The organism is Achromobacter sp. D7-1, from assembly GCF_059760445.1.
Genome location: NZ_JCBAMT010000055.1, coordinates 1 through 16,948, shown reverse-complemented (window position 1 = coordinate 16,948; position 16,948 = coordinate 1). Strand labels below are relative to the sequence as shown.

At 60.8% G+C, this 16,948-nt stretch carries 15 protein-coding genes and 1 pseudogene; 14 read left to right on the top strand and 2 right to left on the bottom strand.

The genetic code is table 11. The features are described 5' to 3' along the window. Positions 1-136 precede the first annotated feature (136 nt). A complete protein-coding gene (locus tag AC6LKD_RS21505; protein WP_498117395.1) occupies positions 137-1,054 on the top strand; it encodes a LysR family transcriptional regulator in 918 nt (305 codons plus the stop codon). Between the two features lie 46 nt (positions 1,055-1,100). Here the strand turns inward: AC6LKD_RS21505 and AC6LKD_RS21500 are convergent, their stop codons facing one another. After that, positions 1,101-2,528, bottom strand: coding sequence for an MFS transporter (locus tag AC6LKD_RS21500; protein ID WP_498117394.1), 1,428 nt, complete (start codon positions 2,526-2,528; stop codon positions 1,101-1,103). 15 nt (positions 2,529-2,543) lie between these two features. Here AC6LKD_RS21500 and AC6LKD_RS21495 point away from each other — a divergent pair. Then, positions 2,544-3,235, top strand: a pseudogene (locus AC6LKD_RS21495) (TetR/AcrR family transcriptional regulator). Between the two features lie 33 nt (positions 3,236-3,268). Here the strand turns inward: AC6LKD_RS21495 and AC6LKD_RS21490 are convergent. After that, positions 3,269-4,177 carry a LysR substrate-binding domain-containing protein gene (locus AC6LKD_RS21490; RefSeq protein ID WP_498117393.1) on the bottom strand — a complete coding sequence of 303 codons (909 nt, stop codon included), beginning with the start codon at positions 4,175-4,177 and terminating at the stop codon, positions 3,269-3,271. Positions 4,178-4,317: 140 nt separating this feature from the next. Between AC6LKD_RS21490 and AC6LKD_RS21485 the strand changes: the two genes are divergently transcribed. The 12 genes from AC6LKD_RS21485 to AC6LKD_RS21430 all read left to right on the top strand — a co-directional run bounded on the left by AC6LKD_RS21485 (position 4,318) and on the right by AC6LKD_RS21430 (position 16,913). Next, positions 4,318-4,713: a RidA family protein gene (locus AC6LKD_RS21485; RefSeq protein WP_013393195.1), complete on the top strand. Its 396-nt coding sequence runs from the start codon at positions 4,318-4,320 to the stop codon at positions 4,711-4,713. 1 nt (position 4,714) lies between these two features. Beyond that, positions 4,715-5,863 (top strand): oxidoreductase, encoded by a 1,149-nt coding sequence (locus AC6LKD_RS21480; protein ID WP_498117392.1) that lies wholly within the window; start codon positions 4,715-4,717, stop codon positions 5,861-5,863. Between the two features lie 183 nt (positions 5,864-6,046). Beyond that, positions 6,047-8,062, top strand: a complete 2,016-nt coding sequence (locus tag AC6LKD_RS21475; RefSeq protein ID WP_498117391.1) for a hypothetical protein — start codon at positions 6,047-6,049, stop codon at positions 8,060-8,062. Positions 8,063-8,067: 5 nt separating this feature from the next. Continuing rightward, positions 8,068-9,291, top strand: coding sequence for a hypothetical protein (locus AC6LKD_RS21470; RefSeq protein ID WP_498117390.1), 1,224 nt, complete (start codon positions 8,068-8,070; stop codon positions 9,289-9,291). Positions 9,292-9,299: 8 nt separating this feature from the next. Continuing rightward, positions 9,300-9,674, top strand: a complete 375-nt coding sequence (locus tag AC6LKD_RS21465; protein WP_013393191.1) for a hypothetical protein — start codon at positions 9,300-9,302, stop codon at positions 9,672-9,674. Between the two features lies 1 nt (position 9,675). Continuing rightward, on the top strand, positions 9,676-11,436 hold the full coding sequence (locus AC6LKD_RS21460; protein ID WP_498117389.1) for an AAA domain-containing protein: 1,761 nt from the start codon (positions 9,676-9,678) through the stop codon (positions 11,434-11,436). Then, positions 11,429-12,319 carry a LysR family transcriptional regulator gene (locus AC6LKD_RS21455; RefSeq protein ID WP_013393189.1) on the top strand — a complete coding sequence of 297 codons (891 nt, stop codon included), beginning with the start codon at positions 11,429-11,431 and terminating at the stop codon, positions 12,317-12,319. The genes AC6LKD_RS21460 and AC6LKD_RS21455 overlap by 8 nt, the downstream gene beginning before the upstream one ends. Positions 12,320-12,561: 242 nt before the next feature. Beyond that, positions 12,562-13,545, top strand: coding sequence for a DUF1852 domain-containing protein (locus AC6LKD_RS21450; RefSeq protein ID WP_498117388.1), 984 nt, complete (start codon positions 12,562-12,564; stop codon positions 13,543-13,545). Positions 13,546-13,572: 27 nt separating this feature from the next. Next, positions 13,573-14,601 carry a methionine synthase gene (locus AC6LKD_RS21445; protein WP_492275543.1) on the top strand — a complete coding sequence of 343 codons (1,029 nt, stop codon included), beginning with the start codon at positions 13,573-13,575 and terminating at the stop codon, positions 14,599-14,601. A gap of 47 nt (positions 14,602-14,648) precedes the next feature. Next, positions 14,649-15,188: a flavin reductase family protein gene (locus AC6LKD_RS21440; RefSeq protein ID WP_498117387.1), complete on the top strand. Its 540-nt coding sequence runs from the start codon at positions 14,649-14,651 to the stop codon at positions 15,186-15,188. Between the two features lie 247 nt (positions 15,189-15,435). Further along, entirely contained in the window at positions 15,436-15,948 is a 513-nt protein-coding gene (locus AC6LKD_RS21435; protein ID WP_498117386.1) for a sigma-70 family RNA polymerase sigma factor, read from the top strand. After that, positions 15,945-16,913, top strand: a complete 969-nt coding sequence (locus tag AC6LKD_RS21430; RefSeq protein WP_013393184.1) for a FecR domain-containing protein — start codon at positions 15,945-15,947, stop codon at positions 16,911-16,913. The genes AC6LKD_RS21435 and AC6LKD_RS21430 overlap by 4 nt, the downstream gene beginning before the upstream one ends. Positions 16,914-16,948: the final 35 nt, after the last annotated feature.

Sequence of the window (16,948 nt, the reverse complement as noted above, 5' to 3'; positions counted from 1 at the left end):
TTTGTCGAGCCGCGCCGCGGTGCGAGTCCCGGACGCGGTTTGCGGCGCCTCTGCGGGCGCCGTCTGCGAACCATCATACGAATCGCGCTTCTATAATTCCAATGCATTTATTTCATAGTATTTATGCGGTCTGCACATGGATTTTCAGAAACTCAAGCACTTGCTGGCGGTAGTCGAACACGGCACTTACTCGCGCGCCGCAGAGGCGGTCAACTTGTCGCAACCGGCGCTCAGCCGCAGCATCCAGGCGCTCGAAGCCGAACTCGGCCTGCCCCTGCTGGACCGCGGCACCCGCCGCGTGCGCCTGACGCCCTACGGCGCCTGCGTGGCCGAACGCGCGCGCCGCATGCGCTTCGAGGAAGCGGAATTGCAGCGCGAGCTGAAAACCTTGCACAGCGGCGAATCCGGCACCCTGTCCATCGGGCTGAGCCCGGCGCCCGCGTCCCTGCTGCTGTCGCCCTTTCTGGCCCACATGGCTGAACGCCATCCCCAGGTGCGCGTCGGCGTCGAGCTGGGCGCCACCGCCGCCTTGCTGGAGATGCTGCGCGCCGAACGCCTCCACGCCATGGTCTGCGATGCCCGCATGCTGTATGACGCAGCCGACCTGGAAACCCGTCCCCTGCCCCCCTTGCGGGCCGGTCTGGTCTGCCGCAAGGGCCATCCCATCCTTGCCTACAAGCGGCCAGGCATAGAACAGGTCCGCCAGTACCCGGTGGCCTCCAGCACGCTCAGCCCCGAGGTCTCGCTGCGGCTGGCGGAAACGCTGGGACCGGGCGGCGCGCCCGAACAGATGGTCACCCACCGCTGCGAAAACCTGGACGCGCTGGTCGAGCTGGCATTGCGCTCGGACGCGTTGCTGCTAGGCGTGATCTGCGTCACGCGCAGACAGCAAGAAGCCGGGTTGCTAGTCGAAGTGCCGATCCCGTCCGATCCGCAGCGCCAAGGCCACTATGCACTGGCCCGGCTGGCGGGGCGCACGCCCTTGACGGCGCAGGACGCGCTGTATGACTTCACGCGCGAGTGTTGGGACGGGTTTGCGGCATTCAGGGCGTAGGCCCAGGCCGGGAGCGGTTGATCCGGGCGGTGTTCAAGCGCACGGGCTATCGGCGCGTCGCCATCCTGAAAAAGACCAGGCTGAGCAGCGCGGCGGCAAGGTTGTAGGACATCGCCACCGCCAGCGCCCGCCCATAGAGCCATGCGCCATCCCCGGCGGACCAGCTCCCCGCGGCCCCGAGCATCGTGAATATCACGCCGCCCACCACCGCGACGCCGGTGGAAGTCCCGACGACTTGCAAGGTACTGAGCATCCCTGAGGCCATGCCCGCCTGTTCCTCTTGCACCGATCCAAGAATGGCATTGAATGCCAGCGGGATCACCAGTCCTTGTCCTGCGCCGTTCAGCAGCAGCGATATCACCAGCAGCGTCAGGTTCTGGGGTTGCGTCGCGGCGGTGATCGCGGACAGCCCCAAGCCCGCGATGAAAACCAGCACGCCGCACAACAGCGCCCCGCGTCCATAGCGCGCCGCCAGTTTGGGACCCGCAAGCGAAGCGCCAAAGAATGCCAGCGCCGAAGGCGTGAACACTGCGCCCGCCATCAGCGGCGCCAATCCCAGCCCGAACTGCAACAGCAGCGTCAGCGCGAAGAAGAACGAGCTGATTGCCGAAAAAAAGAAAAACACCGCGCCTATGCCCGCCACGAATGGCCGGTTGGCAAACAGCCGCATATCCAGCACAGGCACCCCACCGCGCCGGGCCAGCGTCTTTTCATAGTGGACGAAGTACGCCAACACCCCCAGGGCCAGCACAGGCCCGGCAAGCGACCACCAGGGCCAGCCGTGCTCTCGTCCCTCCATCACAGGCACCAGGCTCAAGGCCAGCCCGGCAGCACCCGCAAGCGCCCCGCGCAGGTCCACCCGCGTCGGCACCGGCGCCCGCCATTCGGGCAGCGCCCGCCGCCCCGCCACCAACGCGGCGATGCCGATAGGCACGTTGATGAGAAACACCAGCCGCCATCCCAAATCCAGCGGATTCAGCGTGATGAGTATCCCGCCCAACAGTTGCGAGAGGCTTGCCGCCACGCCCTGCACGGCGCCCATGATCCCGAACGCGCGCCTGCGCGCGTCTCCCTCGAACATGACCCTGATCGAAGCGAGCACCTGCGGCATCAAGACGCCCGCGCCCACGCCTTGCAGCGCGCGCGCCAGGATCAGCTGCCATGGCGTGAGCGCCAGCCCGCACAGGGCCGAAGCCAGGGTGAACAGGCCCATGCCGGCAAGGAACAAGCGCCGTCGCCCGAAAAGATCGCCCAGGCGCGCGCCATTTATCAGGCACAAGCCATAAGCCAATGCGTAGGCCACCACGACCAGCTGCAAGTCGGTATCGCTGGCCGACAAGCCGCTCTGGATGCTGGGCAATGCGACATTGACGATGAACAGATCCAGGATCGTCACGAAGTTGCCCGTCAACAGCACCGCAAGGGCGCGGCCGGGGCGGTTCTGTTCAGCTTGCAGCGCAAAAGCCTGGTTCATTTTTCACGTTTATATATATACGATCGTATTTATAGTATCGTGGATGAATCGAACTCGTGCAAGTAAAAGAACAGGCTCCCATGAACCCGTTGCCTCCCTCCCCCCCCCCCGATGGCCGCCGGCTGCGCGGCGAGCGCGCGCGCGCCCGCGTGCTGGACGAAGCCGTGAAACTCCTCTCCGTCGAAGGCCTGGGCGGCCTGACCTTCGGCCAGGTGGCCGAACGGGCTGAAGTGGGGAAAAGCAATCTCCAGGTTCTGTTCGGCGACAAGGAAAGCCTGCAATTGGCAGCCTTGGCCCATGCGATCGGCCTGTACCAGACCCAGGTCATTGAACCGGCCATGCGCAAGCGCACCCCGCTGGCGCGGCTGCGCGCCCTGATGAGCGGCTGGTTCGACTTCGTGGAGACCCGCCAGCTTCCGGGCGGCTGTGTCATTACTGCGGTAAGCAGCGAATATCGCGCGCGCCCCGGCCCCTTGCGCGACGCGATCCAGCAATACCGCGAGGCAGGCCGAGCACGCCTGCGCGGCTTGATCCGCGAAGCCAAGGCACAGGGGCAAATTGCGGCCGATGCCGACGAGGCAAAACTCGTCATGGAGCTGCTCGCCTACCAGGCATTTGCCAATGTTGCCGCGTCGATGGACGACCATGCGGAATTCGGCCGCGCCAAGGCTGCGGTCGCCGATCTGCTTGCAAACGCGGCGCACTGAAAGCAGCGCGCCAGCCTCCAACAACCTGCTCGCCTAAGCTTCGCGCGAGCCTGGCTCTTGCGTCGCCGCCTGCGCAATCAACCACTGCGCAACCGCCTGCACAGGCGCCGAGGGCGGCCGATCCGCAAGCATGGCCAGGTGATAGGTGTGTCCCGCTATCACCGGGCCGAAGGGCTGAACCAGATGGCCTGCTTCCAGCTCTTCGGCGATCAACGGCAGGCTGACCAGCGCCACGCCATGGCCCGCAACCGCCGCCTGTATGGCATGGCCCTCATCGGAAAAACGCAACTGGCCCGCCTGCCGTGGCAGGGAACGCTGCGCGACTTCGAACCAGCGCTCCCAGGTCGGATTGTCCGGATGAGACCACTTCCAGTTGAAACGGATCAAGGGCACGCGAGCCAGATCGTCCGGCGATGAGACCCCCAGGCGCGGATTCGCCACGGGCGCGAAACGGTCGGTGAACAGCGGCTGCGCGACGAGGCCCGGATACGGCCCGCGGCCATAGCGGATCGCGATGTCGACCGCGGCCGATCGCAGGTCCACCACGTCGTCGCTGGCCTGCAACTGCAGATCGATGCCGGGATGCCGGCTGCGGAAATCGGCCATGCGCGGCACCAGCCACTTCACCGTGAACGCGTTGGTTGCGGAAATGGTCACCTGCGTCCGCGCGCGCTGCTGCGTCAAGCGCGCCAGCGTCGCCTCGAAGGCATCGAACCCATCGCGCAGCACGGGATAGAGCTGCGCGCCCGTTTCGGTCAGCGACACTTTGCGCACATGGCGGTCGAACAGCGCCAGCCCGGTTTGCGCTTCCAGCGCGCGGATCTGGTGGCTGACAGCGGTCGGCGTGACCGCCAGTTCCTGGGCAGCGGCCTTAAAGCTGCCCAGGCGCGCGGCGGCTTCGAACACGCGCAGTCCGGAAAGAGGGAGAGATCGGCGTTGCATGGTAATAGATGAAATTTACTCATCTTATAGCTGACAAATGAACCTTTGTCACCACAACCGCGCATCCCTACATTGGAGGCATGGATCAGCGGTTTTCACGCTGCTCCAGCCACTCACCCATAAATGAAGGAAATCGCATCATGCTACAGCGCGTCATCACCCAGCCTGACAACTACGAACCGTTCCTGCTGTCGCAGGGCATCCAGTTCGGCAATCTGCTGTTCATCTCCGGCCAGGCGGGCGCCGGCGATGACGGCAAGATCGTCGCCGGCGGCTTTCTGGCCCAAGGCGAACAAGCCTTCCTGAACTTGCGCCGCGCGCTGGAAGCCGGCGGCTCCAGCCTGAAGGACGTCATCAAGGTCACCATCTTCGTCACCGACATGGGGCATTTCCAGGACGTGGTGACGCTGCGCCGCCGTTTCTTCTCGGCCCCCTACCCGGCCGACACCATCGCCGAGATCAAGGCGCTCTACGACCCCGCCGCCATGATCGAGATCGAGGCCATCGCCGCCGTGCGTCCGCAGGAGGGCCGCTGACATGGACGCGCTCGACTATCGTCCGGACGGCGCCGCGCAGGCCGGGCTGTTCACGCCGCTGCGGCTGGACAGAGGATTGACGCTGGCCAATCGTCTCGCCGTCGCGCCCATGACCCGCGTCAGCGCGACGGAAGATGGCCGCGCCACGCCGCAAATGGCCGACTACTACGCAGCCTTCGCGGCCGGCGGCTTCGGCCTGGTGATCACCGAAGGCATCTATACCGACCGGGCCCACGCGCAGGGCTACCTGTTCCAGCCCGGCCTCACCGACGACGTCCAGCGCGACGCCTGGCGCGCCGTGGTGGATCGCGTGCATGCGCACGGCGGCCGCATCATCGCCCAGCTCATGCATGCGGGCGCACTGTCGCAGGGCAATCCCCATCGCGACACGACGAAGGGTCCGTCGGCCGTGCAACCCAAGGGACAGCAGATGACGTTCTATCGGGGAGAGGGGCCGTACCGGACGCCTGAAGCCATGTCGGACGAGGACATCGCAGAGGCGGTCGAAGGATACGCGCACGCAGCGCGCAGGGCACAGGAAGCGGGCTTCGACGGCGTAGAAATACACGGCGCCAACGGCTATCTGCTGGACCAGTTCCTCACCCGCTACACCAATCTGCGCGAAGATCGCTATGGCGGCAGCCTGGACAACCGGCTGCGCTTGACCGTGGAGGTCATCCAGGCCGTGCGCCAGTCGGTTGGGCAGCACTTCGTCGTGGGCGTGCGCAGTTCGCAGGGCAAGGTCAACGACTTCACCCACAAGTGGGAAGGCGGTCAGGCGGACGCGGCGCAAATCTACCGCACGCTGGGCGCGCAGCCCATCGATTATCTGCACACAACCGAGTTCGAGGCCTGGCGTCCGGCTTTTGATGATGAGGGTCCCAGCCTTGCGGCGCTGGCGCGGCGGCACGTTCCAGTCCCGGTGCTGGCCAACGGATCGCTGCATGACCCGATGGCGGCCGGCGGGATGATGACGCGGCAGGAGGCAGACTTCGTTTCGCTCGGACGTGGCGCGCTGACGCATTCCGATTGGCCCGCAAGATTGCGCGCTGGCGCGACGCTTGAGAGTTTTGACCGGGAGCTGCTGGCGCCGATCGCGGACCTTGCCAATGCGGCGCGGCATCGCGAAGGAACGCTTGGAAATCGGTGAATTTGAATCCGCCCCGCTGCTGCCAATCTGGAACACTCTACATTTCATGCAAATACTCGAAATGGCACGAAAAATGATGGTTATTGAAACCACCACACGTGAACCATTTGCGTATTATTTCAAGGATTATTTTTACATCGCTTCTGCGCCACTCTTTCAAAAGAATCATTTTTTCAACGATTTATGCCCACTCAAAAAAAACATGATTCCAAGCACAAATCGGAGAGCGTAGATTTCAGTTTTTCACTTGCGGCAGGCGGATTCAACCAGCTCCAGGGCGATGCACTGAACAGTGCCCTCGCAGACTACAAAACCAAGATCATGGATTCAATCACTACCAAAAGTGGTGATTTATCCAAGCAATCGATTGATGTCCAGCAAGGCTTCACTGCAGAGGCACACCACGCAGGCTCATTCAACATCGAAGCCGCTGCAAAGGGGCAGCTGAACCACACGGCCACGCTCGATGTCGGACAGGTCAATGATCCGGTGACAGATATCCGTGTGCAAACCCCTGATGGCAGCCACGACTATCAGGTGAAGTTCTACAAGGACGGGGATTCAACAGCAGCTGCGCTTTCGCCCAAACGGTACGACGCCGTGGGCAAGGTGGTCCCCGACGATCAGGTCCAGCAGGTCAAGAATTCAGCCAGCAAGCGCGCGTCCAAGGCTGAGGGAAACCGCCCTGATGTCGCTGAAAGCTACAAGGACACGGCCGACAAGGCCACGGGAAAGATCTCATCAAACGATGGCAAGAACATCGAAAGCACGGGCCTGAACCGCAAGGGAAAAGGCAGCGCCGAAGAACTGGCCAAAGACGCAAGGAAAAAGGGCGAAGGCCCGGACTACAAGGACAAGGCACGGGTCCGCGCGGAATTCAATCGCATGCAGTACCGCAACGCCGTGCAGTCTGGTGCCTTGACCGGCGCCTCATCGGCCGCTGCCGGAGAGCTCTACAGCTTCATGACCAGCAACGAGCCCATGACCAAAGAGCGCTGCATGGAAGCTGCTCAGAACATAGTGTTCAGCGCGCTAAAAGGCTCAGCCCGTGCTGTTGCCGTCACCGGCGTCCAGCATCTTGGGCAGCTGATGGCTGATGCGGCCGCAGAGGCAGCGGCAAAAACGGCGGCGAAGGCTGCGGGAGGCGCCGCCGCCAAGGCCAGCGCATCTTCGCTGGGCGGCACCATAGGCCAGCAGATGACAAAGGGCAACGTCGCTGCCGCGACAGTGGCCATCGCCATATCCCTAGGCGAAAACCTCTACAAGTTCTCCCAGGGCGAAATCGACAGCATCGAATTCGCATCATCATCCATCGGCAGCACTATCCAGATCGTTGGCGTCACCTGCGCCACCAGCCTGGCCGCGCCGGCGTCGGCCTTCCTGGGGCAGTTCATCGCCTCCAACGTGGCTTCGGTGACGGTATTTGGGACAACCCTGGGAGCGCTCGGCCCCATCGCCCTCGGCGCAGTCTTCGCCATCGGGTTCTCGCTGGCGATTGGCTCGTTTGTCGGACACTTCCAGGGCGTAGGCTCGAAGATCGCGATCAGAGATATCACTGATGCAGCGGCGAAGCTTGAGATTGGCCACATCACGCTTGCTCAGTACGCGACATCGGTCGGAACCATGTCCGAAAACACATTTGTCTGGACAGATTGCATTCCATTCAGCGGCGCAATCTCTATCCTGTCCGAGTACCGCACGCGCAAGAGCCAACTCAAGTCACTACAGGCGGAACTGTATCGCCGCTTCGACCAGATTGACGCTGCGGAACGCAGGCAGATGCAAGAACTGATGGAGCAGTTCGAGTACCAGATCCACGCCATGGACCTTCAGTACGAACAGGCCAGGCGTGAAGTCATACAGCAGGCCAGCGACAAATTCGGGGAAATGCGCGCGAGCCTCGATAAGCACCTGGAGTTGAAATATCTGATGTTCCATCCCGTCATCAAGCGCTACCAGGACGAGACGAACGTTGTTTCGTCGCAAAAACTCAAAGAATACGAGGCCCAGCTGCGCATTGACGCTTACAGGGACGAGATTGCGCACCTGAACCAGCTTGTGGATCAGGGGCTCTCGGATAGTCCGGAGGACCGCCAGCTCAAGTATCAGCTGGACGGGGCGCTGAAGGACCGCGTAGATCTGACCCTGCCCGCCATCACTGGATTCGACCAGGCATATGAGTTTCTGCTTCAGGCGTGATACCCATGATTTTGAAAAAAATAATGCACTTTTTCTGTGGGAGATCACTGGAAAAAGAAACTGCAACGGCAAACGCACTTATCCATCAGCTCGAACAGCACGAAAAGGCGGCTCGGGACCGCTTGCACGCCAAGGCTGACGAGTACAGGGCAGAGGTCGCCGCTTTCAAGAAAAAGCGCGACGCTGAACTCAAGGACCTCATTGAGTTCCTGAATGAGCAAGTTGGCAGGGCCCAAGCCTATGTCTCACATCTTGGAGACTTCCAGGACAAGATGTTCGTTTGCTTTGACTCATGGATGAACACGTCCATAACGGGCCAACAAATTGATTTGCTTTCCGAGCGCATCGACACCAAGCTAAAGATCCTGGACTTCATCGCAGCGCTTCAGGTCGAGCTGAACAGGCTTACCCAGCGTAATGAGCGAGCCGAGTGGAACAACATGATCAGGCAGCGTCCCATCCAGGTCAGCTCCACGTTTATCGAGCGTACGGCGCGCCACGTGAGGACCAGCCAAAAAAACAACACCGATTCGATCAGACACGACCTCAGCCGCTTGAAGAGCCATTCCATGCGTCTTCAAACCGAGCTCAAGGAGCTACGCCATGAACGCGATCAGCGGATCGCGGCGTCCAGAGAGCTCATGGAGGAGCACAAGGCAAACAAGGCCGACCTCAGCGAACAGTACAGGAAGTGCAGCGAGATTTTTGGCAAGATCAAGGACAAGCTCAGTGACCGATTTGGTTCCGCATTGACAGAAAACGACCTGGCCAACAGCTGGATCGCCGAGATCGAGGGCGACGTCACATTACCCAAGTTGATCTCCATACACCGAGGAACAGCCGCCCTCCAGCTTGAGGCCAATGAGGAGTTCAACGGCATCCAGGAAGAGTTCAACGCCATCAGGGTCAAGATCGAGGCAAACCACAAGCTCAAGAACTTCGACACGCTTGACCAGGACAAGGTCATGCGCGAAAGACTCTTCAGGGCCAGGCAAGCGGCCGGCGACAAGCGCCGCGAAATCTCCACGGCACGCCAAGTGGTCTACTCCCGCGGCAACGAACTCAGGGAACGGCTGGGCAAGTTCGAATCACTGCAGCCTGACGAGAGCATTCGTCGCATCATGCAGATCTTCAGCATGGGCAAGGACTTCGATGTGCACCGGGCGATCGGCGTGAGCACACGAGAAGACCGACGCAAGCACTACCAGTCCAGGAACCCGAACCCGTAGACCAATAAATGAAGTCTGAAATCACTTTCCAATGGCGCAAGCCAAACCTGAAAGAGTCGATTCTGGCCATCTGCTACGCAGTGCGCCTGGGCTACACCTCTCGCGACAGGCTGCTGGCCGCGTTGCCGCAATTCTCAAAATCGCGAATCCTTCTATCCCTTGATGCGCTGCTTTCCGCAAACATGGCGGAGGTAAATATGGGCGTGCTGTCCATCGACCCTGACATGGCGATCGTCGAGGAGATTGTTGGCAGGCCCATCGTGTTGCCTATGACTGCCGTAGGCGATGAGGCCAAGCCTCGACTGATCCGCAAGGTCGTCATGAACCTTGGCATGAACAATCCATCCGGCGTTGAAACGCTGCTGAGAGCCACGGTCAACTGATATGGAACTCGCCATCAATGACAAACAGCCTCAGTCCATGCCGCCGGGGCCCGTGTTCGACTTCATCGACCACCTCGACGACTGGTTGGAGTACCTGACAAAAGTCCTGGAACTCTCCATCGACGATCGGCTGACTTGCGTCAAGTACGAGCGCCAAATCAAGTTCCTGATTCGCTTTCGCCAGGGCGCGAACTGCAACATCAAGCACAACCGGCTGCTGCACCACTACTACAGCAGCAAAGACTCCCGACAAGGCGACCGTGTGGGCGTGGACGGCTCGGCCGGCAGTCGCCAGCGGCGCCCGCTGGACAAAGAGGCAGAACAGAAGGTCAAGGCGATCATGGACGAGGCATCCCAAGTGATGGCTCTGGACAACATGAGCCTGATCATCAACAAGCCCATTCAGCCTGGCTACGACGATCCAGACGACCACGCCTTCAAGCTCATCAAGAGCGCGATGGCCGCCGAGGATTTGTTTTTCTTGCAGGGCCCACCGGGCACGGGCAAGACGACCGCAATCGTGGAGATCATCCTGCAAACGCTGAAAGCGAAGCCGAATGCCCGCATCCTGGTCACCTCGGAAACGCACGTGGCGGTCGATAACGCACTGGATCGCTTATGCAAGATCGGAGACGACCAGATGCGCTCGAAGACCATGCGCTACCCGCGCTACGCCGTCACCGAGTATGAGTCCGAACACACACAGGGAACGGCTGCGGCGATTCGCGCAAACGAGGTGTGGAACAAGGCACTAAACTTCGCCCCCCGGCTCACCAACGTGCTCTATAACGTCCTGGAACAAGGGGACGTGGAAAACGGGGAGGTTCAGGTACCGCGATGGCAGTTCCAGAACCTGGCAGACAATCACCAGATCATTGGCGTCACCTGCAACCAGATCGACCACCTGCTGGACGCGGATAGCGAAGATTTCGATCTGGCCATCGTTGATGAATGCTCCAAGGCAACCCTGCCCGAATGGATCATGGCCATGTGCGTTGCCCGCAAGTGCATCTTGGTCGGCGACCACAAGCAGCTGCCTCCGACGTTCTGTGAAGAAGAAAACGACGCACTGGATACCCTGGCCATATCCAAGGCTCGCCTTATCAAAGACGGCGTGATCGACAGGATTTTCGAGAATCTTCCAGCCACCATGAAGGGACAGCTGGGCAAGCAGTACCGCATGCTGCCTCACATCGGCTCATTCATCTCCGAGAACTTCTACAGCGGCTCGCTCGACCATCACCGCGAAGAAAGCGATCACGAATTCACGCACTTTGGATGGTTTACTTATGAATCGCGCGGCTTCCGTGTGCCGGTGCGGCAAGGCGGAGTGCTTGAGAATCAACGGGAAGTCGAGATCATCACGCACAGGCTGCTTGAGATGTGCCAGCGCCGCATAGGGAAAGCCGCGAATTCCCATGATAGAAAGCTCAGCGTGGCTGTGATTACGCCTTACCGCGCTCAGTGCAGGGCGCTGAAAGAGGCTATCAAGACGCTCGACATCAAGGAGCACCTGGCGGTCGAGGTGGATACAGTCGACGCATTCCAAGGACGCCAAGCCGACATCGTTTTCTTTTCATTTGTGCGCACGACCGGACCTGCAACCTTCTACGGGGATGCGCGTCGAATGAACGTAGCAATCTCCCGCGCGCGTGATGCGGTCTACCTTGTCGGCGATTTGAAGTACGTCGAAAGCAAGAATATCGAGGTCCTGAGTAAACTGGCGAGACTTCAACAAATCACGAATTTTGATGATGCTTGATCGTGTCCATCTATCCATCGTGCAGGAGGTGGAAAAGCAGGGTTCACTGACCGCCGCCGCTGGCGTCCTGCACGTGACGCAGTCCGCCTTGAGCCACAGCATGAAAAAGCTGGAGCAGCAACTGGGCACCGACATCTGGCTGCGTGAAGGCCGCAGCCTGAGACTCACCCAAGCCGGTCAGTACCTGCTGGCGGTGGCCAATCGGGTGTTGCCGCAACTGGCTCTGGCCGAAGAACGTCTGCGCCAGTTCGCCCAGGGAGAGCGCGGATCGCTGCGGATCGGCATGGAATGCCATCCCTGCTACCAATGGCTGCTGAAGATCGTCTCCCCGTATCTGGCGGCCTGGCCGGATGTGGACGTGGATGTGAAGCAGAAATTCCAGTTCGGGGGCATCGGGGCGCTGTTCGGCTACGAAATCGACCTGCTGGTCACACCTGATCCGCTGAATAAGCCCGGGCTCGTGTTCGAGCCCGTGTTCGACTACGAACAGGTGCTGGTCGTCGCTGGCAACCATCCTCTTGCCAAGGAGGAGTATGTCACCCCCAAACAACTCTCCAACGAAGTACTGGTGGCCTATCCGGTGCCGGTCGACCGGCTCGACATCTACAACATGTTCCTGACGCCCGCTGGTATCACGCCCAAGCGGCACAAGGCGATCGAGACCACCGACATCATGCTGCAGATGGTCGCCAGCGGCCGTGGAGTGGCGGCGTTGCCACGCTGGCTGGTGCTGGAGTATGCGGACACGATGAATGTGGTGCCGGTCCGGCTGGGCAAGAAAGGCATTGCCAAACACATCTATCTGGGCGCGCGCGAGGCAGATGTCGGTATCGACTACATGCGCGCATTCATTGAACAAGCGAAAAAGCCCGCCACGGCTTGATTCGCGGCGGCGTCTGCTCGCCAGGCGGTCAGATCTGCGGGCAGATCGGCCGCTCGCCCATCCATGAGCCAATCTAATTGATCCATGAGATCAATTCACTTTTATTCATGGATAGCGCGACATAAACTACGCCCCCTGTACCGCCAAAGTCAAGACTGCTGAATAAAAAAGAAAACAAGCAGCGCTGAAAAAGCAGGACATAGACGCGGGTTTTATCTCAGGATTCAGGGCAGCAGAGCACAATGAGCAACGAGTTTGAATTTGCCATCAAGAGCATTTGTTTTGATGAGGACTATCGTCCTTCAGACAATACGCGGATCACAACCAACTTCGCCAATCTTGCCCGGGGCACGAGTCGCCAGGAGAACCTGCGCAACACCCTCAGGATGATAGACAATCGCTTCAATGCCTTGGCGCATTGGGACAATCCCAAGGGCGACCGCTATGCCGTTAACCTTGAGATCATTTCCGTCGAGATGAGCATAGCCGGCGCGAGCAACGGCAATGCCCTCCCCTTGATCGAAATACTGAAGACGAGCATCGTCGACAACAAAACCAACGAACGCATCGAAGGCATCGTAGGGAATAACTTCTCCTCGTACGTGCGGGATTATGACTTCAGCGTGCTGCTGCTGGAACACACCAAGAATCAGCCGGGATTCAGCACTCCGGAGAATTTTGGAGACCTGCATGGGAAACTGTTCAAGTGCTTCGTGAATTCAAGCACTTACAAGGAGCACTTCAGCAAGCCGCCCGTCATATGCCTGAGCGTATCGAGCAGCAAGACCTATCACCGGACCGAGAACCAGCACCCTGTGCTGGGCGTTGAATACCAGCAGGACGAATATTCCCTGACTGACGAGTACTTCAAGAAGATGGGGATGAAGGTTCGCTACTTCATGCCGCCGAACAGCGCTGCGCCTTTGGCTTTTTATTTTTCCGGCGATTTGCTGAGCGACTACACCAATCTTGAGCTCATCAGCACCATCAGCACGATGGATACCTTCCAGAAGATCTACCGGCCGGAGATCTACAACGCGAATTCCGCAGCGGGAAAATCCTATCAGCCCAGCCTGAAGCACCAGGATTATTCACTGACCCGGATTGTCTACGATCGAGAGGAACGTAGCCAGTTGGCGATCGAGCAGGGACGGTTTGTCGAGGAACACTTCATCAAACCCTACCAGGCGATTCTTCAGCAGTGGTCCGCCAACTACCCTCTTTGACCCATCAAAAGCACCAAGGCATCTATTGTGAAAAAATTGCTACCCACTTCCACCGCCGGCAGCCTGCCCAAACCCTCCTGGCTGGCAGAGCCCGAAAAACTCTGGTCGCCCTGGAAATTGCAGGATGAAGGCCTGAGCGAGGGCAAGCAGGATGCGCTGCGTTTGTCTCTGCAAGAACAGCAGCACGCAGGCATCGATATCGTCAGCGATGGCGAACAAACGCGTCAGCATTTCGTGACGACGTTCATCGAACACCTGGAAGGCGTGGACTTCGAGAACCGCAAGACCGTCAGGATTCGTGATCGCTACGATGCGAGCGTGCCGACGGTCGTGGGCGCCGTGGCGCGCCGCAAGCCGGTATTTGTCGAAGATGCCAAGTTCTTGCGCCAGCAGACCAAGCAACCGATCAAATGGGCCTTGCCGGGCCCCATGACGATGATCGATACGCTGTATGACGGCCACTATCAAAGCCGCGAAAAACTGGCGTGGGAATTCGCCAAGATTCTCAATCAGGAAGCCAGGGAATTGGAGGCCGCGGGCGTCGATATCATCCAGTTTGACGAGCCCGCCTTCAACGTGTTCTTTGACGAAGTAAATGATTGGGGCGTAGCCACGCTGGAAAAAGCCATTGAAGGGCTCAAGTGTGAGACCGCCGTCCACATCTGCTATGGCTATGGCATCAAGGCCAATACGGATTGGAAGAAGACGCTGGGATCGGAGTGGCGGCAATACGAAGAGGCTTTTCCCAAGCTGCAAAAATCCAGCATCGACATCGTTTCGCTGGAATGCCACAACTCGCGCGTTCCCATGGACCTGATCGAACTCATCCGGGGCAAGAAAGTGATGGTAGGCGCCATTGACGTGGCAACCGACACCATTGAAACCCCCGAGGAAGTCGCCAATACGCTGCGCAAAGCGCTTCAGTTTGTGGATGCCGACAAGCTCTATCCTTGCACCAACTGCGGCATGGCTCCCTTGTCTCGCGCCGTCGCAAGAGGCAAGCTGAGCGCTTTGAGCGCCGGCGCGGAAATCGTCCGCAAGGAACTCTCGAACTGATCCCAAGGCGGAAAATTGTCGTCGCGAACTGCTCGCGACGACCCCGCATGAGCTGCACCCAGTATCCAACCCCCACCATGTCACTTTCCAGTACGGCGATCGAGCCCAGGCGCTTTCGCGAAGCGCTCGGGCACTACGCGTCCGGCATCACGGTAATTACATCGCACATCGAAGGCCAGCCGATAGGCTTCACCTGCCAGTCGTTCCATAGCGTTTCGATGAGTCCGCCGCTGGTGTCGTTCAGTGTGATGCGCAGTTCCGCCAGCTATCCAAAAATCCGCCGGGCAGGCCGATTCGTGGTCAATATCCTTTCGGACGAGCAGGTCAGGATATCCAACCAATTCGCTCAGCGAGGCACGGACAAGTGGCACGACGTGGACTGGCGGGAATCGCCTCTCGGCAATCCGATCATTGCCGGTAGCCTGCACTGGCTTGATTGCGAGATCCATGCCGAACACGCCGCGGGCGACCATCTGATCGTGATTGGCGAAGTGAAGGCGTTGGACCTGCAAGAAGCTGCTTCTACGCAGCCATTGCTGTATTTCAAGGGACAGTATCGCAACATCGCCGCGCATGGCGCGGTTTAAGGGTAGACCTCCGCTGCCCTCTTTGCCGCTTCGATAGATCAGGCACACGGCCGACCGGCGGCCGTCGATCCGCCGCTTCACACCATCTGACGCATTCGCAGCGCGGCCGACCTTCCTGCTCGGCCGCGTCACGCTCCAGCCTGTGGCTCGCCACGCAACCCCATAGCCGCCAACGCAGGCATGACGCAAGGAACGACGATCCTATACAATTAGCAATCATTCCTATTAGCGTTTGGATGGAAGCCCCTTGCCCCCCGCCGACTTTGCATCCTCCGACGATTTCGTCAGCCTGTATCGCGAGCATCACGGCTGGCTCGTGCAGATGCTGCGCCGCCGGCTCAGCGGCAACACCGAAAACGCCGCGGATCTGGCGCACGACACCTTTGAACGCGTCATGCGCAGCGAGTCGCGCGCGGCCTTCGCCGAGCCGCGCGGTTTTCTCACCACCGTCGCCAAGCGCCTCCTGATCGACCAGTCGCGCCGCCGCGCCGTGGAACAGGCCTATCTGGAAACGCTGGCCTCGCGCAGCGACGCCTTGGAACCCAGCCCCGAAACGCACGCGCTGGTGGTAGAGGCGCTGAACGCCGTATGCCGCATGCTGGAGCAGTTGCCGCCGCGCGCGCGCCGGGTCTTCCTGCTGGCGCAGGTGGAAGGCATGCCCTATCGGGACATCGCCCGGCAGCTCGACATTTCGGTGGCGGCCGTGCAGCGGGACATCGTCAAGGCCTGGGAACATTGCTACGCGGTGCTCTACGCATGAACGCCGCCCAGGGCGAACGGCTGCATCCGGACATCATCAAACAGGCTGCGCGATGGATGATGCGGACCGGAGATGCACCCGACGCCGCCACTCAGGCCGCCTGTGCGGCATGGCGCCAGGCCGATGCGCGCCATGAGCTGGCTTGGCAACGTTTACGGGGCATCGGACGCGACGTCGACGCCGTCAGCGCGGGCAACGCGCCCGAGGCTGCCGCCAGCCAGACCATCCTGCGCTACTGCGAGCAGCGTTCGCGCCGCAACGTCATGAAATGGGCAGCCGGCGGCATCTGCCTGGGTACGCTGGCATGGGCAGGCGCGCGCGAAGGCTGGTGGGACGGCAGCACCGTCTATCGCACCGCCACCGGCGAACAGCGGACCATGACCCTGCCCGACGGCACCGTCCTGACGTTGAACACCGATACCGCGGTGGTGCTGCACTACGACACGCAGCAGCGCCGCATCAAGCTGCGCAGCGGAGAGATCCTGATCGCGACGGCGGCGGATGCCGCCGGACGCCCCTTCAGCGTGCAGACCCGGCACGGAGTCCTCACTCCGCTCGGAACGCGTTTTGCCGTGCGCCAGCTGGACGACGGCCTCGGCTCCGCGCAGCTCGCCGTCTTTGAAGGCGCCGTGCGCGTGGATCCCGCCGGGCGGGTGGTCCGTGCCGGCGAACAGGCAGAGTTCAACGACCGCGCGCTGTCGCCCTCGTCCCGGGTCGACGGCAAGGGACCGGCGTGGGCTGCCGGCATGCTGGTCGCAAACCGCATGCGGCTGGACCGCTTCCTGGCGGAACTGGGCCGCTACCGCGTCGGCATCCTGCGCTGCGACCCCAGCGTGGCAAACCTGGAAGTCACCGGGGCCTTCCGCATCGACGACACCGACAAGGCGCTGGAGGTGGCGGCCGGCGTGCTGGACCTCAGGCTGCGATACCGCACGCGTTACTGGGTCAGCGTCGATCGCGCCTGACGCCGCGCGGCCGCGGCCCCCGGTCCGCGCTGCCG